General features: G+C 69.1%; 18 protein-coding genes. 9 read left to right on the top strand and 9 right to left on the bottom strand.

What is annotated here, in order from left to right; all coding sequences use genetic code 11:
- The first annotated feature begins 66 nt into the window (after positions 1-66).
- The 3 genes from ACX80L_RS05625 to ACX80L_RS05615 are packed head-to-tail and all read left to right on the top strand — an operon-like array spanning position 67 to position 3363.
- Positions 67-810, top strand: a complete 744-nt coding sequence (locus ACX80L_RS05625; RefSeq protein ID WP_133082052.1) for a CDP-alcohol phosphatidyltransferase family protein — start codon at positions 67-69, stop codon at positions 808-810.
- A complete protein-coding gene (locus tag ACX80L_RS05620) occupies positions 801-2132 on the top strand; it encodes a Wzz/FepE/Etk N-terminal domain-containing protein (RefSeq protein ID WP_459288248.1) in 1332 nt (443 codons plus the stop codon). The genes ACX80L_RS05625 and ACX80L_RS05620 overlap by 10 nt, the downstream gene beginning before the upstream one ends.
- Entirely contained in the window at positions 2125-3363 is a 1239-nt protein-coding gene (locus ACX80L_RS05615) for an O-antigen ligase family protein (RefSeq protein ID WP_133082054.1), read from the top strand. The genes ACX80L_RS05620 and ACX80L_RS05615 overlap by 8 nt, the downstream gene beginning before the upstream one ends.
- Here ACX80L_RS05615 and ACX80L_RS05610 read toward each other — a convergent pair.
- Positions 3328-5181, bottom strand: a complete 1854-nt coding sequence (locus ACX80L_RS05610; RefSeq protein ID WP_459288246.1) for a right-handed parallel beta-helix repeat-containing protein — start codon at positions 5179-5181, stop codon at positions 3328-3330. The two genes, ACX80L_RS05615 and ACX80L_RS05610, sit on opposite strands and share 36 nt — an antisense overlap.
- A gap of 326 nt (positions 5182-5507) precedes the next feature.
- Between ACX80L_RS05610 and ACX80L_RS05605 the strand changes: the two genes are divergently transcribed.
- The 3 genes from ACX80L_RS05605 to sufU all read left to right on the top strand — a co-directional run bounded on the left by ACX80L_RS05605 (position 5508) and on the right by sufU (position 8555).
- Entirely contained in the window at positions 5508-6656 is a 1149-nt protein-coding gene (locus ACX80L_RS05605) for a glycosyltransferase family 4 protein (RefSeq protein WP_459288244.1), read from the top strand.
- 129 nt (positions 6657-6785) lie between these two features.
- A complete protein-coding gene (locus tag ACX80L_RS05600; RefSeq protein ID WP_459269258.1) occupies positions 6786-8102 on the top strand; it encodes an aminotransferase class V-fold PLP-dependent enzyme in 1317 nt (438 codons plus the stop codon).
- Positions 8103-8555, top strand: a complete 453-nt coding sequence (sufU, locus tag ACX80L_RS05595) for a Fe-S cluster assembly sulfur transfer protein SufU (protein WP_133082057.1) — start codon at positions 8103-8105, stop codon at positions 8553-8555.
- Here sufU and ACX80L_RS05590 read toward each other — a convergent pair.
- The 4 genes from ACX80L_RS05590 to ACX80L_RS05575 are packed head-to-tail and all read right to left on the bottom strand — an operon-like array spanning position 8552 to position 12440.
- Positions 8552-10249, bottom strand: a complete 1698-nt coding sequence (locus ACX80L_RS05590) for a sensor histidine kinase (protein WP_459288242.1) — start codon at positions 10247-10249, stop codon at positions 8552-8554. The genes sufU and ACX80L_RS05590 overlap by 4 nt on opposite strands.
- Before the next feature lie 9 nt (positions 10250-10258).
- Positions 10259-11614, bottom strand: a complete 1356-nt coding sequence (gene nhaA / locus ACX80L_RS05585) for a Na+/H+ antiporter NhaA (RefSeq protein ID WP_459288241.1) — start codon at positions 11612-11614, stop codon at positions 10259-10261.
- Between the two features lie 42 nt (positions 11615-11656).
- Positions 11657-11884 (bottom strand): SCO4848 family membrane protein, encoded by a 228-nt coding sequence (locus ACX80L_RS05580; RefSeq protein WP_133082060.1) that lies wholly within the window; start codon positions 11882-11884, stop codon positions 11657-11659.
- Positions 11885-11942: 58 nt separating this feature from the next.
- Positions 11943-12440 (bottom strand): DUF2505 family protein, encoded by a 498-nt coding sequence (locus tag ACX80L_RS05575; RefSeq protein WP_133082061.1) that lies wholly within the window; start codon positions 12438-12440, stop codon positions 11943-11945.
- A gap of 240 nt (positions 12441-12680) precedes the next feature.
- Here ACX80L_RS05575 and mfd point away from each other — a divergent pair, with 240 nt between their 5' ends.
- Positions 12681-16280 carry a transcription-repair coupling factor gene (gene mfd / locus ACX80L_RS05570; RefSeq protein WP_459288238.1) on the top strand — a complete coding sequence of 1200 codons (3600 nt, stop codon included), beginning with the start codon at positions 12681-12683 and terminating at the stop codon, positions 16278-16280.
- A gap of 112 nt (positions 16281-16392) precedes the next feature.
- On the opposite strand, the gene ACX80L_RS05565 is transcribed toward mfd, so the two are convergent.
- The 4 genes from ACX80L_RS05565 to ACX80L_RS05550 all read right to left on the bottom strand — a co-directional run bounded on the left by ACX80L_RS05565 (position 16393) and on the right by ACX80L_RS05550 (position 20100).
- A complete protein-coding gene (locus ACX80L_RS05565; RefSeq protein WP_133082063.1) occupies positions 16393-16680 on the bottom strand; it encodes a hypothetical protein in 288 nt (95 codons plus the stop codon).
- Positions 16681-16713: 33 nt separating this feature from the next.
- On the bottom strand, positions 16714-17394 hold the full coding sequence (gene deoC / locus ACX80L_RS05560) for a deoxyribose-phosphate aldolase (RefSeq protein WP_459288236.1): 681 nt from the start codon (positions 17392-17394) through the stop codon (positions 16714-16716).
- Between the two features lie 78 nt (positions 17395-17472).
- The gene (locus ACX80L_RS05555; protein ID WP_459288234.1) at positions 17473-19209 is read right to left on the bottom strand and encodes a phospho-sugar mutase; all 1737 of its coding nucleotides are present in this window, start codon (positions 19207-19209) and stop codon (positions 17473-17475) included.
- 90 nt (positions 19210-19299) lie between these two features.
- On the bottom strand, positions 19300-20100 hold the full coding sequence (locus ACX80L_RS05550; protein ID WP_459288232.1) for a purine-nucleoside phosphorylase: 801 nt from the start codon (positions 20098-20100) through the stop codon (positions 19300-19302).
- A 117-nt stretch (positions 20101-20217) separates the two neighbouring features.
- Here ACX80L_RS05550 and ACX80L_RS05545 point away from each other — a divergent pair, with 117 nt between their 5' ends.
- Together ACX80L_RS05545 and ACX80L_RS05540 are read left to right on the top strand one after the other, a co-directional pair.
- On the top strand, positions 20218-21618 hold the full coding sequence (locus tag ACX80L_RS05545) for an NAD(P)H-quinone dehydrogenase (RefSeq protein WP_208740702.1): 1401 nt from the start codon (positions 20218-20220) through the stop codon (positions 21616-21618).
- A 160-nt stretch (positions 21619-21778) separates the two neighbouring features.
- A complete protein-coding gene (locus ACX80L_RS05540; protein ID WP_133082068.1) occupies positions 21779-23191 on the top strand; it encodes an MFS transporter in 1413 nt (470 codons plus the stop codon).
- Positions 23192-23376: the final 185 nt, after the last annotated feature.

The raw sequence follows: 23376 nt of genomic DNA, 5'->3' as shown, positions 1-23376 counted from the left end.
CCTAGTAGTATCCGGCACTAATCGATCGGACTGCATTTCGGAGTCCGCAGAATGAGAAGGACCGTCATGACAATGCGACCTGGGGCGCAATTGGATTTCCGAGAAGCACTGAACTCTCTCGCCAGTGCACAGAAGACGTCGAAGGGGGCACCTGCCTACTCGAGATACATCAACAGGAGACTGGGAAGGGTCTTTGCGGCGGCAGCGTACTCCCGCGGTCTCACCCCCAACCAGGTCACGCTCATCAGCGCCATCGCCACCTTCTCCGGGCTGGCGCTGCTGATCCTGACGGATCCGACGACAGGCACCGCCCTCCTGGTGACCACGCTGCTGGTCCTGGGCTACGCGCTGGACTCGGCGGACGGCCAGCTCGCGCGCCTGACCGGAACGGGATCCGCGGCCGGGGAGTGGCTGGACCACACCGTGGATGCCTTCAAGGAGGGGAGCCTGCACCTCTGCGTCCTCATCTGCTGGTGGCGCTACCTCGATCTCGAGACCGCATGGTTGATCGTGCCGATCGTGTTCCAGGTGCTCGCGACGGTGCACTTCTTCTCGTCGCTCCTGATGGACCAGTTGAGGCGGGCCCGCCGCACCAGCAGCAGCACGACGGTCGCGGAGCCGGCGACGTCCTCGGCCCTGTATTCCCTCGCCGTCCTGCCGACGGACTTCGGCCTGTTGTGCGTCCTGTTCGTCCTGTTGCTCTTCCCCGCCGTCTTCGTGGGTGCGTACAGCCTGCTCATGCTCGCGAACGCCGCGTTCCTGGTCCTGGCCCTGCCGAAGTGGTACCGGGAGGTGAAGACGTGGAGCTGAACGAATACGGGCGCATCTTCCGCCGCCGGTGGGTCCTGATCCTCGTCTCGACCCTGGTCGGCCTGCTGCTCGCGGGCATCGCCTCGGGACTCGCCGACCGCACCTACGAGGCGAAGGCGGACCTCTTCATCCGAGCCGATTCGGAGGCCAGCTCCAGCTTCGAGAACTCGCAGTTCGTCCTGCAGCGCGTGAAGTCCTACCCGGACCTGGTCAACAGTCCCCAGGTCCTCACGCCGGTCCTGCAGGAACTGGACTCGTCCATGACCCTGGCGGAGATCAGGGAGAAGGTCAGCGCGAGCAACCCGCCCGAGACGGTCTACGTGAACGTCACGGCCTCGGCCGGCACGGCGGAGGAGGCAGCCGCCCTCGCCAACTCGGTGGCCTCCAACCTGCGCGATGTCATCCGTCAGCTGGAGGGCGGGGACACGACGAGGAATGCGGCGGTGGAGGCCTTCGTCACCACGCCCGCCGACGCCCCCACTTCGGCCTCCACCCCCAACACCGTCCTCAACCTGGCGATGGGTCTGCTGGTCGGACTCACCGCGGGGCTCATCGCCGCGGTCGTCCTGGGGGCCGGGCACCGGAGGATCCGCAGCAGCGGGGATCTGCCCCGCTCGGTCGACGTGGAGGTGCTGGGAGCCGTCGCCGGAGGTGCATCCCGCAGCTCCGGCGTCCTCGCTCAGGAGACAGCGCTCCAGTACCGGGAGTTGATGACCTCACTCCTGATCAAGCGCGGTGGGCAGTTGCCCAAGCTCCTCATGGTGACGTCGGTGGGACAGCGCAACGATGCCCAGGAAGCGTTCGGGAAGCAGTTCGCCGGCCTCATCGGGGATTCCGGTGCACTCACCTGTGTCATCGATGCCACCCGGCCGAAGGTGCGGTCCGACGGCGCCGATGCCGAACTCGGCTTCTCGGACGTGCTCGTCGGTGAGGCCACACTGAACGACGTCCTCACCGCCACCGATGCCGGTACCTACCGGATCCCCATCGGTACCTCCTCCGACAGGATCAGCCGCTCGAGGGCGGCGCGGCAGGGTGCGAGTACCCTCAAGGAGCTGGACGATGCCTTCGATGTGACGCTCGTCAAGACCTCCTACGACTCGCACCCGCTGACCACGTGGACCGTCGCGCCCGTCGCCGAGGCAGTGCTGGTGCTGGTGTCGTGGGGCACCCCGGCCGCAGACCTGGAGGACTCCGTGCGGGAACTCCAGGCGGTGGGCGTCGAGCCGCTCGGCCTGGTGCTCCTCGGCGGACCGCGGCGGTCAGGGGGTCGCGCATCAGGGCGTGCCCACCTGAAGGTCCGGACCGCCGGCCGTGGGTGAGTCGAGGGCCCGCACAGCGAGCGCCGTCCTCATCTGGATCGTCCTGATCGTCAGTGTCACGGCGTGGCGGAAGGGAGTCTACTTCGAGGGGTCCTTCGACAGCGTCGTCATCGCCAAGGCAGCACTCCAGGGCGTGGCCCTCGGGATGGCGCTGCTCCTGAAGCGGGCGTCACCCGTGGCCCACCCCGTCGCCGGGGGACCGCTGCTGGCGGTCCTCGGCGTGCTGGCGGTGTCGATGATCGGGGCGCTCCAGGCCGGGGGCACCACCGCTTCCGCGGTCCTTGCCGTGCGGATCGTGCTCCTCGCCGTCACCATGGTGCTGATGGTGTCCGCTTTCCCGCGGGACGAGGTGCTCATGCACCTGGTCGTCGCCATCGGGATCGTTGGAGCGGTGCTCGCGATCACCGGTGTCGGTACCATCGCGTCCGGCGGTCGCCTGGAAGGTGCTCTCCTCCCGATCAGCCCGAACGGACTCATCGTCCTCTGCGCCATTCCCGCACTCGCCGCGATCCAGCGGGTCATCTCCGGTCGTGCCACGATCGGCGCCGTCATCGCGGCGTGCTTCTTCACTCTCGCATGCGTCGCGACCCAGTCCCGGACGGCGCTGCTCGGCCTCGCGATAGCCTGCGTCGTCCTCATCGTGAGCGTCCGCACGATCCAGCGGTACGTCGCCGTCGTCCTCGCCGCGGCCGTTCCGGCGCTGTTCGCCGTCGCCGTGTACACCACGTTCTTCGGCTCGCTGCTCAACAGGGAGGGAAGCGCCTCCAACTTCACCCTCAACTCACGCACGATCGCGTGGCAGGTCGTGCTGCAGACTCCCTTCGAGTCCCTCCAGAAGTGGGTCGGCGCAGGACTCTCGGTAAAGACCGTGCACGTGCAGGGCCAGTACTGGAACGACCAGGTCCTGGACTCCAGCTGGATTTCCGCCCTCGCCCAGACGGGACTCGTGGGCACTGCTGTCCTCGCCGTCCTCGTCACCGTGGTCCTGGTGACCAACATCAGGGGCGGACGGAGGAACGCGCTGCCCGTCGCACTCCTCGTCTTCATCCTCATCAGGTCGTTCCTGGAGACGGGACTGCTCGACGCCAGCGTCACCTTCATGGTGTTCATCGCTCTCGCGTCGACGTTCGTCCCGCAGCCGGGCGGGAGCGCAGAGGGTGAGGAGTCGCCGAGGGTCCCCGCAGTTCCAGGGACTTCAGTCGTCGACAGGTCCTACCAGCAGACTCCCTGAGGGGACGCGTAGCAGACCCGCGATCCGATCGGGGAGGGGCTGGGCGACGACGGCCGACCGCACGGTGTCGCTCACGCGGAACGTCATCGGATCCGCGATGGCGTCGCCGGTGAGTTCCATGTCGTGCTTCGCCTGTCCGGTCGCGTTCCTGAATCGCCCGAGGGTGGTGAAGACAGCCGGGTCCGCACTGCCGCGCGACCAGATCACGAGCCAGGCCGGACTCGACCCTGAGGATCGGTGGAAGACGTTGCCCGATGTCGTCACCGCCATGGCTTCTGCCGTCATCTGGTGCGCATAGTCCTCGACGCACAGCAGGCAGTTCGCCGTGGTGCCCGTGATCACGTTGTTCCGGACAGCGATCGGTCCGTTGATCCAGGTCATCGACGGATCGGGGAACGCCTGGCGCGGGTCGTGCCCGGGTGTGCTCCGGTCCGAGGCACGCCGTGTGTCCTGGACGATGTTGATGGGACGCCCGTTGCTGATGAACGAGTTGTTCCACACCTCGACATCGCTGGTGTTGTTGATCTTCAGGCCATGCCCCTCGTTCCGGGCGATGACGTTGTTCGCGAGGACGGCACGGGCGGAGATCTCGACGGACAGCCCATGCCCCCTGTTCCCCACGATCTCGTTCCCCGACGCCGTGAGGTCGAACACCGATTCGTCGAACCAGAGTCCCGTACCGTCATTGGCCGAGAAGATGCTGTCCTGGACCTCCACGGTCCGGGTCCTGCCGATCTTGACGCCGCCAGCGGCCGGAGAATGATTGAAGCCCTCGGTATTGTTCTCCGTCACCTTGAGGTTGATCGCTGACAGTCCGTCCGCATAGGTGGCGGACGCGCCCAGCATGCCGTTCTGCGTGAGTGTGATGCCCTCGAGACGGGCGTCCGTGCCGGACACTGCGAGTCCGGTCGTGGACGTCTGCTCGATGACGACGTTCTCGATCGAGATGTCACTGCTCTCGACGGTCACGGCGGCCATGTGCGGCACCGACTGGGAGAAGCGGCGGACACCGATGCCCTTGATCGCCGACCCCTCGGACTGGATGGAGATGGCCTTGGCGAGGGAACTCGCTCGGACATCCTTGCCGGCCGGGTCCGAGCCGAGGAACAGCCGATCACTGTCGTAGTCGACATAGAAGGAGTCAGCGCCCAGTTCGCCGAGGGACCCTACCTGGCGCTGCGCGGTACCGTCGATCCACACCTGGTCCGGATGGGAGGCCATGGGATGCTCGGCATCCACGAACGTCCAGCCCGGCGTCGTACCGTCCTCGTTGCCCCACGAATACGTCGGACTCGCGTCGAACTCGGCAGTCCAGCCGTCCGCCACGAACGCGGACCCGTCCTGCTCGAAGTCGAACACCGGGACACTCCCCTCGAGCCACACCTCTTCCTGGGGGAAGGCCTGGAGGATGATCTGCTTGGTCGTGGGGATCTTCACCGACTCGGGGTACGAACCGCCCCGGAGGACGATGGTCTGTCCGCTGCGGGCTTCGGAGATGGCGGCCTTGATCGTCTTCAGCGGGGCGTCCTGTGTCCCGCGGGCGTCGTCGTTGCCGTTGCCGGCAACGAAGAGTGCGCCGTCGGGCACGGCGTAGGAGGTTGTGCCCACAGGTGCGGCGCCCGCCGTGGAGCGGTCTTCGACCACCGCGGATGCCGACGCCACTGCAGGCGTCGATACACCTGGCCGGTCCCCGAGCGACTGCGCGAAGAAACTGTCGGATCGGGCTACCGTCCGCATGGTGGACGAGGAGGCGTTGCTGCCCGCCGCACCGGCGACGACCGGGCCGGTTCCCGACGGGTCCTGTGCCGATGGAGCCACGCACGCTGACACCAGCACGATCGAACCGAGAGCGACGGCTCGGTAACTGAGCCGGCGGCCACGGAGTGGGCCATTCTGCTCCATCATGAATTCCCTCTCGGCATCCGACGTGACGGATGGAACGGACCATGGTCGATGTGACCGCCGCCATCCCAGACTAGCCTGTGGAGCGGCTCAGGGGAACGCGGAGCCGGGTTCCCCTCCTGCTCGTCACCGGGAGGACCCCCTGCCCGCGCCGGTCAGTCGGCTTATCATGAGGACCACCGGCCGAGGGACCCGTTCCCGACGACGCCGGGTCGTCCCCGACACTGCTAGCGAAGGCTCCCATGGACTTGACCGGACAGAAGATCGTCATCGCTCATCCCTCGGCGGACCTCTACGGCTCGGACAGGATGATGCTCGAGACCCTCGAGGGGCTGTCCACCTCGGGTGCGGACGTCGTCGTCGTCGTGCCGAACGACGGACCGCTCCTGGCCCGTGTGAGTGCCCGACACGCGGTCCCGGTGATCGTGCCGAGCCTCGTGCTGCGGAAGAGTCTCCTCTCCGCGAGGGGGGTCCTGTCGCTGGTCGCGGGGAGTGCGCAGTCCATCGTCCGGATCTCCGTGTTCCTCGCCCGGAACCGGCCGGACATCGTCTACGTGAGCACGCTCAGCATTCCCTGGTGGCCCATCATCGCGCGCCTGGCCGGATGCCGGGTCCTGGTCCACATCCACGAGGCGGAGGGCCATGTGCGTCCGATCATCCGGCACCTCCTGGCCCTGCCGCTCCTCTTCTCGTCGGAACTGATCGCCAACAGCCGGTACACCGTGAAGGTCTTGGGCCAGTCCTTGCCGCGCACGGCCGCCCGGGCGCAGGTCGTGTACAACGGCGTCGCCGGACCCGCGTCCGTGAGGCGCCCCCGGGAGGAGCTCTCCGACCCCGTCCGGCTCATCTACTTCGGTCGGATCTCGCACCGCAAGGGCGTGGATGTCGCGATCGACGCCGTGGACGAACTGAGGCGCAGGGGGCGGGTGGCTCGCCTGGACGTCGTGGGGGCGGTGTTCGGCGGCAACGAGGACTACGCACGCGAGCTCGAGGACAGGATCCAGCGCACGGGACTGCAGGACTCCGTGCGGATGGTGGGCTTCCGCGAGGACGTCTGGGCATCGCTCGACGACGCCGACATCGTCCTGATCCCGGCGCGGCTCGACGAGTCGTTCGGGAACACCGTGGTCGAGGCCATGCTCGCGGCCCGTCCCGCTGTCGTCTCCGCGATGCCCGGACTGCTCGAGGCGGGGGACGGGTTCGGCAGCGTCCATTTCGTCGAACCGGACGACGTCGGTCGGCTCGCATCGGCCATCGAGGCGATCGTCGACGACTGGGCCCGGTGGAGCGGGCTCGCCGTCCTGGACAGGCTCCGAGCGCAGGAGCATCACGCGCCGGGCAAGTACCGGGACGAGGTCGTCGCGTCGATCGTGGAGTCGGGGGACTCCTGATGCCGCACACGTCAGGGGCTCCGTAGTTAGGTAGCACTGGGATGCCCCAACGGGCCCCGAGGTGGGACGATTAGGGCAGAGAATCCTTGCGTAATTGCCGCAGGAGATACCCGATCCGAGGAGCTCGACGTGCCCGTGGTTGAAACACCCGTCACACTCACCCCGTCCGATGCCGGGCTGACCGATGCCGAGGTCCACCGCATCCGCAACGACTTCCCGATCCTCGGCACCGAGGTCAACGGCCGGCCGCTCGTCTACCTCGACTCCGGCGCCACCTCCCAGAATCCCGTGAGCGTGATGGAGGCGGAGCAGGAGTTCTACGAGCAGCGCAACGCGGCTGTCCACCGCGGTGCCCACACCCTCGCGGTCGAGGCGACCGATGCCTACGAGGACGCCCGTGCCGCCGTCGCCCGGTTCGTCGGCGCCCGCGCCGGTGAGCTCGTCTGGACCTCGAACGCGACCGAGGGTATCAATCTCGTGGCCTACGCGATGTCCAATGCAGCCCTCGGACGGGGCGGCGCGGCGGCGCGGCGCTTCGCCGTGGGCCCGGGCGACCGCATCGTCGTCACCGAGATGGAGCACCACGCCAATCTCGTCCCGTGGCAGGAGCTCGCCGCCCGCACCGGGGCCGAGCTCCACTTCCTCCCGGTCGGTGACGACGGGACGCTCCGGCTGGAGGACGCCGCTGCGGTGATCACCCCCGCGACGAGGCTCGTCGCGTTCTCGCATGCCTCGAACGTCCTCGGCACCATCAATCCGGTCCGTGAGCTCGTCCAGCTCGCCCGGTCCGTGGGGGCGCTCACCCTGCTCGACGCGTGCCAGTCGGTGCCGCACCTGCCCGTGGACGTGAAGGCCCTCGACGTCGACTTCCTGGTGTTCTCCGGCCACAAGATGCTCGGGCCGACCGGGATCGGCGCGCTCTACGGGCGCGCCGAGCTGCTCGACGCCATGCCGCCCTTCCTGACCGGCGGCTCCATGATCACCACGGTGACGATGGAGCGGGCCGAATACCTCCCGTCGCCGAACCGCTTCGAGGCGGGTACGCAGCGCATCTCGCAGGCCATCGCCCTCGGTGCCGCGGCGAACTACCTCGCGGAGACCGGCATGCGACGGATCGAGGCATGGGAGGGAACCCTCGGAGCCAGGCTCGTCGAAGGCCTCGGCTCCATCGACGGCATCCGTGTGCTGGGTCCGGGCGCGGGCCTGCCGCGCATCGGACTGGCCGCGTTCGACGTCGACGGTGTGCACGCGCACGACGTCGGTCAGTTCCTCGACGACAAGGGCATCGCCGTCCGGGTGGGGCACCACTGTGCCCAACCGCTCCATCGGCGGTTCGGCCTCACGGCGACCACGCGCGCCAGCACGTACCTCTACAACACGACGGACGAGGTGGACGCGTTCCTGGACGCCGTCGCGCAGGTCCGTCCCTTCTTTGGAGCATCCTGAATGAGCACCGGCCTCGAACAGCTGTACCAGCAGATCATCCTCGACCACGCGAAGGCGCGGCACGGTTCCCCGCTCCGCGAGTACGACGGCGCGGGCCGGTCGGGGGAGTCCCACCAGCTGAATCCGGTGTGCGGTGACGAGATCACCCTCCGGGCAGGGGTGGCCGACGGCACGGTGATGTCCGTGAGCTGGGACGGGGCCGGCTGTGCCATCTCCATGGCCTCGGCCTCCGTCCTCACCGATCTGGCGCAGGGACTGCCGCGGGACGAGGTGATCTCCCTCGTGGACTCGTTCCGCGAGGTGATGCGCTCGCGTGGCCGGATCGAGGCCGACGAGGAGGTGCTCGGCGACGCCGCGGCATTCTCCGGTGTCTCCCGTTTCCCCGCGAGGGTCAAGTGCGCCATGCTCGCGTGGGTCGCGCTCGAGGAATCGCTCCTGGCCGCCAACGCCTAGCCCGGACTCCCGGCCGTTCCCTGACCGGGTTGGGGCAGGAGCATCGTGAAGCACGTCCCCTGTCCGGGTTCGCTCGTGACGGTGATGGATCCGCCGTGCTCGCTGACGATGCTCTTGGTGATCAGCAGGCCGAGTCCCACGCCCGGCACCGCCGAGGTACGGACCGAGGGCGAGCGGAAGAAGCGGTCGAACACCTGGTGCAGCTCCGCGGCCTCGATCCCGATGCCCGTGTCCGCGACCTCCACCCGCACGCCGTCGTCGTCCAGCGATGCGCCCAGTGTGATGCTGCCGCCCCGCCTGTTGTACTTGATGGCGTTGGTGAGCAGATTGTCCACGGCCTGGGCGAGCCGGATGGGATCCACCACGGCTTTCAGCGACGACGGCGCGTGGTTGACGAGATGCAGTCCCGCGCGGGAGGCGCGCACGTAGGCGGACGACGCCGCCTCGGCGAGGGTCCTGCCGATGTCGGTCGTCACGGGGTGGACCTCGAAGGTGCCCGCGTTGATGGCCAGCAGGTCCTCGACCAGCTGCTCGAGCCGCACGGCGTTGCGCCGCGCCACCTCGATGTACCCGGTGACATCCTCCGGCAGGGACTCGCCGAGTTCGAGGCTCAGCTCGAGGTACCCGAGGATGGAGGTCAGCGGAGTCCGGAACTCGTGCGAGACGTTCGAGAGGAAGTCGTCCTTCGCCTGGAGCGCGAGCACCAGTTCCGTCACGTCGTTGAAGGACACCACCGTCCCCGCGAACCCACCGTCGTCGTCGTACATGGAGTGCGAGAAGATGCTGAGGGCCCGCTGGGAGCGGGGAGGACCCACCCAGACCTGCTCGGATTCGAGATCCTCGCCCCTGATGGCGCGGGCCACGGGACGGTCCTCCGGCGGGATGGGCGTCACGCGGTCCGGACCGAAGATGAGGAGCTCCGCCTCGTTCGGATCGTCGTTGCCGTCGGGGGCCGCCCCGGAGTGTGCTTCCCGCTGCCGGGCGTTCATCAGGATGTCGTGGCCGTCCGCATCCACGGCGAGGAGTCCCACGCTGACGGTGTCCAGCACGGTTCCCAGCAGGCGCTCGCGCCGCCGGCCGGCCTCGACGCTCTCGCGCAGCGCTGCCTGCGACGCACGCAGTGCTTCCTGCCGCCGCCGGTTGTCCTTGGTGAGGGCACTGACGAACAGTGCCAGGCCCGTGAGCATGATGGGCAGCAGGATCGGCTGGATGAAGGAGTCGAGGGCCACCGGTGCGGGCTGGAGCAGCAGGGGGAGCCAGACGATCGCGAGGGAGGCGACGACGGTCACCGAGGCTGCCGTCACGGTCCGCACCCGGGAGGCCGCGATCCAGACCACGGGGAATGCTGCCAGGAGTCCCACGCCGGAGAGGCTCTCGCCGGCCGCTGCACGCGCGAGTCCGACCGCCACGAAGTCCGCCAGGGGGACGAGGATGACCCACCTGTTCGGGATACGGAACCAGGGCACAACGCAGCAGAGCACCAGGACGAGCACGTTGAGGGCCCAGCCGGCGAGGAAGGCCTCGGCCGATGCCAGATCGTCCCGCTCGAGGAGTCCGAGCGCCACGCAGAGCGTGAACGTGACGGTCAGCGCGAGTTCACTCAGGATGATGCGCTGGCCGTGCCGCTTCCGTACGGTGACCCGGCCGGACTCCGTCAGGTCCCCGCTCCGAGCTGCCTTCCCCCGATCGGCCATGGCAGGATCCTAGTCCTCGCGGTCCTCGAAGAGGTCGGGGACGCCGTCGTGGTCGGTGTCGACGGTCTCCTGTTCCTCGATGCGGCGGTAGTGGCGGTTGCGGGTCCTGAGCACCACGCTGGAGAGCAGGGCCGCGGTGAGGGACGCGGTGAGGATGGCGACCTTCGCATGGTCGTCGTGCTCCGTGCCGGAGCCGAAGCTGAGGTCGTTGACGAGCAGGGAGACGGTGAAGCCCACGCCCGCGAGGAGGCCGACGCCGAACAGGTCCCACCAACTCAGGCCAGGGTCGAGATTCGCCCTGGTGGTCTTGGTGACGAGGAACGTGGTCAGCATGATCCCGACGGGCTTGCCCAGGACCAGGCCCAGCACGATGCCGATGAGGACCGGGTCGGTGAGGGCCGACGCGAAACCCTCCGCCCCGCCGATCGCGACGCCCGCCGAGAAGAACGCGAAGACCGGCACGGCGAAACCGGTGGACAGGGGACGGAACCGATGCTCGAGGACCTCGGCGAGTCCGGGCTTGCCCGGTCGGGGCAGGGCCGGCTTACCGCCGGACTTCCGCAGCACGGGCACGCAGAAACCGAGCAGTACCCCGGCGACGGTGGCGTGGACACCGGAGGCATGCATCAGGGCCCAGGTGATGATGCCCAGCGGCAGGAGGACCAGCCACGGGCCACGCGTGGTGCTGCCGAAGAACCGGGGTCTGCGCTGGGCGAGGAGCGCGAACAGTCCCAGGGGGAGGATCATCCACAGCAGGAAGGTCAGGTGGACGTCCTCGGAGTAGAAGAACGCGATGATCGCGATCGCGATGAGGTCATCGACCACGGCGAGGGTCAGCAGGAAGATCCGCAGGGCGCCGGGCAGGTGGGAGCCGATGACGGCGAGGACGGCCAGGGCGAAGGCGATGTCCGTCGCGGTGGGGATCGCCCAGCCGCGCAGGGTGTCCGGCGAGGACAGGTTCACGACCGTGTAGACGAGGGCGGGGACGACGACCCCGCCGAATGCGGCGGCGACGGGCACGATGGCCCGGCTGATCCGGCGCAGGTCGCCGGCGACGAATTCGCGCTTGAGCTCGAGCCCGGTGAGGAAGAAGAACACGGCCAGGAGGCCGTCCGAGGCCCAGGCACCGACGGACAGCTTCAGGTGCCACGGCTCGTAGCCGAACTCCAGATCACGGACGGCGAAGTAGGACTCCGAGAACGGGGAGTTGGCCCAGACGATGGCGATGGCGCTCGCGATCAGCAGCAGGATCCCGCCCACCGTCTCCTTGCGGAGGATCTCGGTGATGCGCAGGTACTCCGGATAGCTGGAGCGCTGCAGGATCACGGGATGGGCGCCGGACGCCTTCGGGTTCTCGTGTGCCATCGGTCTCCTGGGTGGGGCGGATGTGGTGCGAGCGGCGGTGCCTCAGGCGAGAAGGGCCCGGACGCCGATCACCGCGGTGGCCGCTCCCAGGATCATCGACGTCGAGATGAGCATGATGTGCACGGTCAGGAACCGCGTGGCTGCGCCCTTCTCGTCCCGGGCCCTCGGATCCTTGAGGATGCGGCGCAGGAAGGGTGGCCAGACGATCAGGGTCCAGACGCCGGCGAGGATCAGGATCAGGGCGAGGGGTGTGGGCAGGTGCACGGTCATGTCTTTCGGTGGGCGGAACGGTGCTGCGGGGAGGACGACGTGTCCGGGGCTCGGGCGGTCAGCGGCTCTCGAGCCACTTACGGGCCTCGACCGCCTGCACGTTGAGTGCCTTGCCGATCATGGGCTCGGCCGCGCCGGCGATCTTCCCGCCCAGGAAGGGGATGGACGAGGTGACGTTGCCCTGGAGGTCCACTACGGTGTCCGTGCCCTGGGCGATCAGCCGCTGGACCGCGGCGACGTTCAGCGGGACTCCTGCGACCGTCATCTCGAGCGTCGCCCGGCGCGAGCCGTCGGCCGCCGGTGCATCCCAGTGCTCGGTCTGCGTGACGGAGAGGGTCTCTCCGACGAACTTCCGGGCCATGTCCGGCAGCCGGTGGGTGGGCATGGTGCGGACGGCGGTCAGCGTGAACGCCCCGGCGGTGTCGCCGTCGAGCGTGAGGGATTCCAGGGAGCCTCCGACGTACTCGCTCATGTGGCGCACGAAGCCCTCGTCGGTGAAGACTCCGAGCACGGTAGCGGTGTCGTAGGGGAGCGTGGTGGACGCGTTCAGTGCCAAGGTTCCTCCAGGAATGGTCGCGCGGGTGCGCAGGGCGGTGGGCAGGGTCTTCCGCAATCCTACGGCCTGGCCGGTCGGCCGTGCCGGGGCCCTCCCGGTCGTCGGGAAAGCGTCAGGACGGCTTGGTACTGTGGAATCATCCCGGGAACGATTCGTCTTTCCGGGCTTTTGTGCTGTCTCCGCCGCCGTCGAACCGCGGCAGGGGGCGGTGGAACCCATGCATGAGGAGCCTGGAACACCATGAGCCTGAACGGATTGCGCACGGCGCTTGCCGAGGATGCGTCCTACGCGCGCGTACGGACCAATGCCTCCCGGCCGGTGGAGCAGCGCAGCGCGGACCTGCAGATCGGGGCGCCCGCCGGCATGCGCGCCCCGCTGATCGCCGAGATGGTCGAGGGCCTCGCCTCGGTAAGCTCCGGTTCCACCGGCGACGCAGCGGTGCCGGTGGTCCTCGCGATCACGGCCACGGGGCGGGAGGCGGAGGACCTCGCTGCGGCGCTGCGCAGCTACCTGCCCGAGAGCGCCATCGAGGAGTTCCCCTCCTGGGAGACGCTGCCGCATGAACGGCTCTCGCCGCGCTCAGACACCGTCGGACGCCGCCTGTCCGTCCTGCGCCGGCTCGCCCACCCGGAGGGCTCGCCCGTTCTGGTCATCACCGCACCGATCCGCGCCGTCCTCCAGCCGCTCGTCGCCGGACTCGGCGACCTGGAGCCCGTGGCGCTGAAGGTCGGCGACGAGGTGGCCTTCTCCCACGTCGTGAAGGCCCTCTCCGACGCCGCGTACGCCCGGGTGGACATGGTCACGCACCGCGGCGAGTTCGCCGTGCGCGGCGGCATCATCGACGTCTTCCCGCCCACCGAGGACCACCCGATCCGCGTCGACTTCTTCGGTGACGAGGTGGACCAAATGCGCTGGTTCGCCGTCGCCGACCAGCGATCCCTCACCACGGGGGAGCCTCCTGCCGCCCTGTACGCCCCGCCGTGCCGCGAGATCCTCATCACCCCGTCCGTCATGTCGCGGGCCGCGACACTGCAGTCCGAGCTGCCGGCCGCGGCATCGATGCTCGAGAAGATCGCCGGCGGCATCGCCGTCGAGGGCATGGAATCCCTCGCTCCGGTGCTGGTCGATGCGATGGTGCCGTTCGCGGGCGAGCTGCCACCCGGGTCGATCGCCGTCGTCATGGAACCCGAGAAGGTCCGCGCCCGCGCCCACGACCTCGCCGCCACCAACGAGGAATTCCTCGCAGCCGCGTGGGCCACGGCATCCGACGGCGGCGCGGCCCCGCTGGACCTCGGCGGCCGCCTCGGCACCGACCTGCAGGAGGCGAGCTTCCGCTCCCTCACCGACACCCGCTCGACGGCGCTCGCGAACTCGGTCGCCTGGTGGGGCATCACGAGCTTCGGTGCGGACGAGGAGCTGAGCGATGTCGACAGCTTCTCCCTGCACGCGCGCGAACCGCGCGGCTACCAGGGTGACGTCGCCGAGATGATGGACTTCATCGGCGGCCGCGTGCGCGACCAGTGGCGCGTCGTCGTCGCCACGGAGGGCCCCGGCCCGGCCCAGCGCCTCGCCGAGCTCTTTCACGACAACGACATCCCGGCTAGCCGGGTCGATGCGCTCGACGGACCCCCGCAGGCGGGCATCATCGAGATCACCACGGCCTGCGCGGGCCGCGGCTTCGTGGTGGACGGGCTCAAGCTGGGCCTCCTCACCGAGGCCGACCTGCTCGGACGGACGAGCGCCGCGGGTACGCGCGACATGCGCAAGATGCCCTCGCGCCGCCGGAACGCCGTCGACCCCCTGCAGCTCAAGGAGGGTGACTTCGTCGTCCACGAGCAGCACGGCGTGGCGAAGTTCGTCGAACTCCTGCAGCGCTCCACGGGCGCCGGCCCCACCCGCACCACCCGCGAGTACCTCGTCCTCGAGTACGCGCCGTCCAAGCGCGGAGCACCGGGGGACCGCCTCTTCGTGCCCACGGACCAGCTCGACCAGGTGACGCGCTACGTCGGGGGCGACGCCCCGGCCCTCAGCAAGATGGGCGGCTCGGACTGGAGCAAGACCAAGAACCAGGCGCGCAAGGCGGTCAAGGAGATCGCCGGCGAGCTCATCCGCCTCTACTCGGCGCGCATGGCCTCACGGGGCCACGCGTTCGGACCCGACACGCCCTGGCAGCGCGAGCTCGAGGAGGCGTTCCCCTACGTCGAGACCCCCGACCAGCTGACCACGATCAACGAGGTCAAGGCCGACATGGAGCGCGAGGTCCCGATGGACCGTCTCGTCTCGGGTGACGTCGGCTACGGCAAGACCGAGATCGCGGTGCGCGCGGCGTTCAAGGCCGTGCAGGACGGCAAGCAGGTCGCCGTGCTCGTGCCCACGACGCTGCTGGTCCAGCAGCACTTCGAGACGTTCTCCGAGCGTTTCTCGGGCTTCCCGGTGCGGGTCCGCGCGCTGTCGCGGTTCCAGACCGCGAAGGAGTCGCGTGAGACGGCGGAGGGCCTGACCTCGGGTGCCGTCGACGTCGTGATCGGTACCCACCGGCTGCTGTCCAAGGAGGTCTCCTTCAAGGACCTCGGGCTCGTGATCGTCGACGAGGAGCAGCGGTTCGGCGTGGAGCACAAGGAAGCGCTGAAGAAGATGCGCACCAACGTGGACGTCCTGGCGATGAGCGCGACGCCGATCCCGCGCACGCTCGAGATGTCACTCACGGGCATCCGCGAGACCTCGACGCTCGCGACGCCGCCGGAGGAGCGCCACCCCGTGCTCACGTACGTGGGCCCCTACACGGACAAGCAGGCGTCGGCGGCCATCCGGCGCGAACTGATGCGGGAGGGCCAGGTGTTCTTCGTGCACAACCGCGTCTCCTCGATCGACCGCACGGCGGCACACCTCAAGGAGCTGGTGCCCGAGGCGCGCGTGGCCGTGGCGCACGGCCAGATGACGGAGTCGCGCCTCGAGCAGATCATCGTCGACTTCTGGGAGAAGCGGTTCGACGTCCTCGTCTGCACCACCATCATCGAGACCGGCCTGGACATCTCCAACGCCAACACCCTCATCGTCGATCGCGCCGACTCCTACGGGCTGTCGCAGCTCCATCAGCTCCGCGGCCGCGTGGGCCGTGGGCGCGAGCGGGCCTACGCGTACTTCCTGTACCCGTCCGAGAAGCCACTCGGTGAAGTGGCCCTCGAGCGGCTCAAGGCCGTCGCGGCCCACAACGAGCTCGGCGCGGGCATGCAGCTGGCCATGAAGGACCTCGAGATCCGCGGCGCGGGCAACCTGCTGGGGGGTGAGCAGTCCGGCCACATCCAGGGCGTCGGCTTCGACCTCTACATCCGCCTCGTCGGGGAGGCCGTCGCCAATTTCCGGGGCGAGGCCGAGGAGAAGGCGGCGGAGATGAAGATCGAGCTGCCGGTCAACGCGCACCTGCCGCACGACTACGTGCCGGGGGAGCGGCTGCGTCTGGAGGCGTACCGGAAGCTCGCCGCCGCCGTCACCGACGAGGCGATCGACGCCGTCGTCGCCGAGCTGAAGGACCGTTACGGGGAGCCGCCCGCAGCCGTCCAGAACCTGGTGTCCGTGGCCCGCTTCCGGGTTGCCGCCCGCGCGCTCGGCCTCACGGACGTGGCGCTGCAGGGGAACTTCATCAAGTTCGCCCCCGCCGAGCTGCCCGAGTCCAAGCAGATGCGCCTCACGCGGATGTACCCCGGGGCGGCGATCAAGCCGGCGCTGAACGCCGTGCTCGTGCCCAAGCCGAAGACCGCGCGGATCGGTGGCAGGGACCTCGTCGACGCCGAGATCCTCGACTGGGCGAAGAACGTCCTCGACGCGGTGTTCACGGCGTAGTCGCGGTCCGTGCTGCTGCCTGTTCTCCTGCCCGGAGACACGGAAGAGGCCGTCCCTGCGGGGACAGCCTCTTCCGTGTCCGGGGTGGCGCTGCCGGGCGCCCGGTACTACATCAGGAACTGACGCTCGTCGAGGTCTCCTTCTCGTCGGTCCGGTTGCCCTCGGCGAGGTTGAAGCCGGTGTCGGCGCGCCCGAGGATGCCCTGGGGGATGTAGAAGACGAGGAACGCGACGACGACGATCACGGCCATCGGCCAGACGTTCTGCGGCGTGAACCACGTCAGCAGGTACATGCTGAGCAGGAACGCACCGAAGATCAGCACGAACCACACGATGTTGCCGACGAGGTGGCCCTTGCCGGCGTGGGCGGGCTGGCTCTCGGCGTTTGTCGGGTGTGACATTGGATCTCCTTGCGTGATGGATCTGCTGCGCCGTCAGTAGCCTGCAGCGCCCTGTTCTCCCTTAACGATAGCGACTCCGGAGCTCGCGCCGATACGCGTTGCACCGGCGTCGATCATGGCGCGTGCATCCTCGAGCGAGCGCACGCCGCCGGAGGCCTTCACGCCCAGGTCGGGGCCCACCGTCCTCCGCATCAGCGCGACGTCCTCCACAGTGGCGCCGCCACCGTTGAAGCCGGTGGAGGTCTTGACGAAGTCGGCGCCTGCCTCGACAGCGGCCTCGCACGCAAGCACTTTCTGTTCGTCGGAGAGCAGCGACGTCTCGATGATGACCTTCAGGATGGCGCCGTGCTCGTGCACGGCGTCGGCGACGGCGAGGATGTCCTGGACGAGTGCGTCCCTGTCGCCCGCCCGCGCCGCGGCGATGTCGATGACCATGTCGATCTCGTCGGCGCCGTCGGCGACGGCGCCGCGGGCCTCGAGGACCTTGACCTCGGTCGTGGTGGCGCCGAGCGGGAAGCCGATGACGGAGCAGGTGAGGACGCCGCTGCCCTTCACCGCGGTGCGCACGGTGCTCACCCAGAGGGGATTCACGCAGACGGACTTGAACGAGTACTCGACGGCCTCGCGGCATACCGTGAGGATCTGCTCACGGCTGGCTTCGGGCTTCAGGAGCGTGTGGTCGATGTAGGAGGCAAGGGATGCATCGGTAGGCATGGCCTCCATCTTTCCATGTCGCCGCACCCGATTCCTCCGGTCCGGACCATCGGGTGCGAGCGGGTGCGAGCGGGAGGGTCAGAGGCCGAGGGCTTCCTCGACATCGCGTTTCACGGCGTCCAGGCGCACACGGGCGGCACCCTTGGCCGCGTCGAGCTCGGCGGCCGAGCCGACGGGCTCCACCACCTCGAGGTAGCACTTCAATTTCGGCTCGGTGCCGCTGGGGCGGATGATCACCCGCGTCTCGTCCTGGGTCAGGTACAGCAGTCCGTCCGTGGGCGGCAGGTGCGCCGAGCCCTGGGCGAGGTCGTCGGCGATGCTCACCGCCGATTCGGCGAACGACGACGGCGGGTTCTCGCGCAGCCTGTTCATCATCGCGCCGAGCAGACCCAGGCTGCCGACGCGCACCGAGAGCTGGTCGGAGGCGTGCAGGCCGTGGACCAGGAAGGCGTCGTCCAGCAGGTCGAAGAGTGTGCGGCCGGAGGTCTTGGTGGCGGCGGCGAGCTCGGCCAGCAGGAGGCCGGCGGAGATACCGTCCTTGTCGCGGACGAGTTCCGGTGCCACGCAGTAGCCCAGCGCCTCCTCGTAGCCGAAGGACAGGCCCCGCACTCGGGCGATCCACTTGAATCCGGTCAGCGTCTGCATGTGGTCGATGCCGGCCACGGCCGCGATCCGCCCGAGGAGGCGGGAGGACACGATCGAGTTCGCGAAGACGCGGTGGCGCGTCCCCTCGGCGCCCGTCCCGTCGCCGTCCGGGAGCCGGGCCGCGAGGTGCAGGCCGAGGAGCGTCCCGACCTCGTCGCCGCGCAGCATGCGCCAGGCGCCGGTGGAGGGTTCACGAGCCGCGAGTGCCACGCGGTCGGCATCGGGATCATTGGCGATCACGAGATCCGCACCGACCTCGGCAGCGGTCTCGAGTGCGAGGTCGAGGGCGCCGGGTTCCTCCGGGTTCGGGAAGGCGACGGTGGGGAAGTCGGGGTCCGGCTCGGCCTGGCGCTCGACGACGGTGACGTCGTCGAACCCGGCGGCGGCGAGGACCGCCCGCGCGGTGCGCCCGCCCACGCCGTGCAGGGGAGTGAGGACGATCCTGAGGTCGCGATCCGTCACCGCCGGGTCGGCGAGGCCGGCCACGGCGGCGACATAGTCCGTCTCGATGCTCTCGGGCAGCACGGTCCAGCCCCCGGAGGCGAGGTCGACGGTGTCCACCGCTGCGATGCGGGCGGCGATGCCGGCGTCGTGCGGTGCCACGATCTGGACGCCGCGGGCATCCTCCTCGACGGCCCGTCCACCCAGGTACACCTTGTACCCGTTGTCCTGCGGAGGGTTGTGGCTCGCGGTCACCATGATGCCCACCTCGCAGTGCAGCGCGCGGATGGCGTAGGCGAGCACCGGCGTGGGCAGTTCACGCGGCATCAGGAAGGTCTCGATGCCGGCCGCGGTGAAGATCGCCGCCGTCTCCTCGGCGAAGATCCGGGAGTTGTGGCGGGCATCGAATCCGACGACGGCACGGGGCGCGTAGGCACCGGCGGCGAGGCCGACGGCGTGGGCGGCGACCCCGGCAGCGGCCCTGCGGACCACCACGCGGTTCATGCGGTTGGGGCCGGCGCCGAGCGCCGCACGCAGGCCGGCCGTGCCGAAGGCGAGCGGACCCGAGAAGCGGTCCCGCAGCTCCTGCTCCGACACGGCGGCGGACGCGTCCGCGGACCGCACGGAGCCGACGAGCGTGCGGAGCTCCTCCGCCGTCCGGGGATCCGGGTCGGCAGCGGCCCAGGCGTCGGCGGTGTCGAGGAGGATGTCGAGTTCCGAGGTGCTCATGGTGGTCCCTAACGTGGATCGGCGGAGGCTGCCGTACGGGCGTGCCTGCGGTGCTGCTGGCGTACGGGGTCCGGTCGGAGCCCGTTCGATCTAGAGCGTGGCGACGATGTCGGCGAGCAGGCGTGAGATGCGCGGCCCTGCGGCCTGGCCGGCCTCGAGGACCTCGGTGTGGCTGAGGGGGACGGGGGAGATGCCGGCGGCGAGATTGGTCACCAGTGAGATGCCGAAGACCTCCATGCCCGCGTGCCGTGCCGCGATGGCCTCGAGCGCCGTCGACATGCCCACGAGGTCGGCGCCGATGCGCTTCGCGTACTGCACCTCGGCCGGCGTCTCGTAGTGGGGACCGGTGAACTGCGCGTACACGCCCTCGTCGAGTGTCGGGTCCACCTGGCGCGCGAGGGCGCGCAGGCGTGAGGAGTAGAGGTCGGTCAGGTCGACGAACGTGGCACCCTCGAGCGGCGAGGACGCCGTCAGGTTGATGTGGTCGCTGATGAGCACCGGGGTGCCCGGCTGCCAGTGCTCCTGCAGCCCACCGCACCCGTTGGTGAGGATCATCGTGGTCGCACCCGCGGCGGCTGCGGTCCGGACGCCATGGACCACGGCGCGGACGCCCCTGCCCTCGTAGAAGTGGGTGCGGGCGCCCAGGACGAGGGCGCGCTTGCCGTTCGGCGTGAGGACGGAGCGGATGGTGCCGGTGTGGCCGACGACGGCGGGTGCGGTGAACCCTGGGATGTCGGCGGCGTCGAGGGTGGCGGTGGTCTCGCCGATCAGTTCGGCCGCCTCTCCCCAGCCGGATCCGAGGACGAGAGCGGTGTCGTGCCGGTCGATGCCGGTAACGCGGGCGATATGGTCGGCAGCGTCGCGGGCCAGGTCAAAAGGATCAGAAGTCACCGATCCAACTTACCCTCTGGTGAAAGACCGGACCACCGGCCGAGGCACCCCACGAAGCCCCACGGCAGGGGCATCCGCCGTTTCGGGGTGTCGGTGGCATGGGCGATAATCGAACGCGTGACCAATCAACTCGATTTCAGCTCATTGCGCCTGGCCATCCTGGGCGGAGGGCCCGGCGGCTACGAAGCGGCCATGGTCGCTTCCTCGCTCGGAGCGAAGGTGACCATCGTCGAGCGCCAGGGCCTCGGCGGATCGGCGGTCCTCACGGACGTCGTGCCGTCCAAGACCCTCATCGCCACGGCGGACACGATGACGCGCTTCACCGACGCGAGCGGGCTCGGCGTCCACTTCTCCGCGGACAGCAAGGTCTTCGCGGATCTCGACAGGGTCAACCAGCGGCTGCTGAAGCTCGCCGTGGAACAGTCCTCCGACATCCGTGCCACGCTCGAGCGTCTCGGCGTCCGCGTCATCATCGGCACCGGCAAGCTGCTCGACAACCACCGGCTCGAGGTCGAGTCGGAGGGCGAGACCTCCGTCATCGAGGCGGACGCCGTCCTCCTCGCCGTGGGCTCGACGCCGCGCGAACTGCCGAGTGCCATGCCCGACGGCGAACGCATCTTCAACTGGACGCAGCTGTACAACCTCCGGCAGATCCCCGAGCACCTGATCGTGGTGGGTTCCGGGGTCACCGGAGCCGAGTTCGCCAGCGCCTACAACGGCCTCGGTTCCAAGGTCACCCTGATCTCGAGCCGTGATCGGGTGCTCCCCGGTGAGGACGCCGACGCCGCCGAGGTCCTCGAGGGCGTGTTCAAGGACCGCGGCATGACCGTCCTGTCCCGGTCACGCGCCGATGCCGTGAACCGGACGGACGACGGCGTGGTCGTCCACCTGTCGGACGGCCGGACGGTCGAGGGCAGCCACTGCCTCGTTGCCGTCGGTGCCGTGCCCAACACGGCGGGCATCGGCCTCGAGGATGCCGGCGTCGCGGTCGGGGAGTCCGGCCACATCCAGGTCGACGGCGTCTCCCGCACCACCGCGCCCAATGTCTACGCCGCCGGCGACTGCACGGGCGTCTTCGCCCTGGCTTCTGTCGCGGCGATGCAGGGCAGGATCGCGATCGCCCACCTCATGGGTGATTCGGTGAGCCCCATCAAGCTCAAGCAGGTCGCGTCGAACATCTTCACCTCGCCGGAGATCGCCACGGTGGGCGTGACCGAGGAGGACATCGCGTCCGGGCGGTACCAGGGGGACGTCGTGAAGCTCTCCCTGCACACCAACGCCCGCGCAAAGATGATGAACGTCAGGGACGGCTTCGTGAAGGTGATCTCGCGCAAGGGCTCCGGCACCGTGATCGGCGGCGTCGTCGTCGGTCCCCGCGCGTCCGAGCTGATCTTCCCGCTCGCGCTCGCCGTCACCAAGAAGCTGCACGTGGACGACGTCGCCAACACGTTCACGGTGTACCCCTCGCTGACCGGGTCCATCTCCGAGGCGGCGCGGCGCCTGCACGTGCACCTCTAGGCCCGCCGGCGGGAGGTTCCCGGCGTCCGCATGGTGGACACGCTTATCCACGTGCTGGACGCCGGTGATCTGATATTGGGGTTCAAACCGAAGCACGGGCGCCGTGCCGCGAGGGCTCCGTGCACCTGGCGGCGGCGCCTCGTCCGAGAAAGCCGCCGCCATGACCTCCTCCACTTCCGCTGGTGCCAGCGGGACAACCACGCCCCTGAACAGCAGGGGCCGGGTGATCTTCGCCAGCCTCATCGGCACGACGATCGAGTTCTACGACTTCTACATCTACGCCACGGCCGCCGTCCTGGTCTTCCCGGCGCTGTTCTTCCCCAACCAGAGCGACGCGAACCAGCTCCTCAGCTCGTTCGCCGTCTTCGGCGTCGCGTTCGTCGCGCGTCCGCTCGGCTCCATCGTCTTCGGCCACTTCGGCGACAAGATCGGGCGCAAGGCGACCCTGGTCGCCTCACTCCTGACCATGGGCATCGCCACCTTCCTCATCGGACTCCTGCCGGCCGCGACCAACCCGGGATGGGTCTTCCTCGCGCCGCTGCTCCTGGTGGTGCTCCGATTCCTCCAGGGCCTCGCGCTGGGCGGTGAGTGGAGCGGTGCTGCGCTGCTCGCCACCGAGAACGCTCCCGAGGGCAAGCGGGCCGTCTACGGCACCTTCCCGCAGCTCGGGGCGCCCATCGGCTTCATCCTGGCCAACCTGCTGTTCGTGCTGCTCAGCACCACGCTCAGCCCGGAGGAGTTCCTCGCCTGGGGCTGGCGTGTGCCGTTCCTGCTGAGTGCCGTCATGGTCATCATCGGCCTCTACGTGCGGCTCAAGCTGATCGAGAGCGCGTCCTTCCAGAAGGTCCAGAAGACCGGCAAGGTGGTGAAGGTCCCGCTCGGCACGACCTTCCGCCTCCACTGGCGCCGCCTGATCCTCGGCACCTTCATCATGTTCGCCACCTACGTCCTCTTCTACTTCATGACGGCGTTCACGCTGACCTACGGCACGGCACCGTCGAGCCTGGAGCAGGCCCGGGCGAAGGCCGAGGCCGCCGGCGGCACGTTCACCGAGGCCCAGGCCGCGGCGTTCGTCCCCGGTCTGGGGATGGCGCGCACCGACTTCCTGTGGATGCTGATCATCGGCGTCGTGTTCTTCGGTATCTTCACCGTCGTGTCCGGTCCGCTGGCCGAGCGCTTCGGACGCCGCAAGATGCTCCTCGCGACGACGGTCGGTATCGCAGTCTTCGGACTCCTCTGGGCTCCGCTCTTCGGGGCAGGGACGATCGGCGCCATGGCACTCCTGATCCTCGGATTCATCCTCATGGGGCTGACGTTCGGGCCGATGGCCGCCGTGCTGCCGGAGCTGTTCCCTGCGAACGTGCGCTACACGGGCTCCGCCGTGGCGTACAACGTCTCGAGCATGATCGGCGCCGCGCCGGCGTCGTTCATCGCCGTCGCTCTCTGGCAGGCGGCCGGGGGAAGCACCGTGCTGGTGGGCGCCTACCTGACCGTGGCCGCCGTCGCCACCTTCATCGCGCTCTACATCTCGCGTGAGACGCGTGATCACGACTACGAGAACAACGTGGCCTGATCTCCGCGCCTGCCGTAACCGACGGCGCCGTACCCACCGGGTGCGGCGCCGTCGTCGTTCCGCCGGAGCCGCGGTACCGCCGCATGCCCGTCGCCGGTGCCCGCCGTACACTGGATGGGAAGCCGGCTTATCAATCAGGGGTGCGTGGACTGCGCGCGCCCGGGAGCCGGACGATTCGGGGTAGC

Source organism: Arthrobacter sp. MDT1-48-3 (genome assembly GCF_054511015.1).
This window is presented reverse-complemented; position numbering and strand designations above follow the sequence as displayed.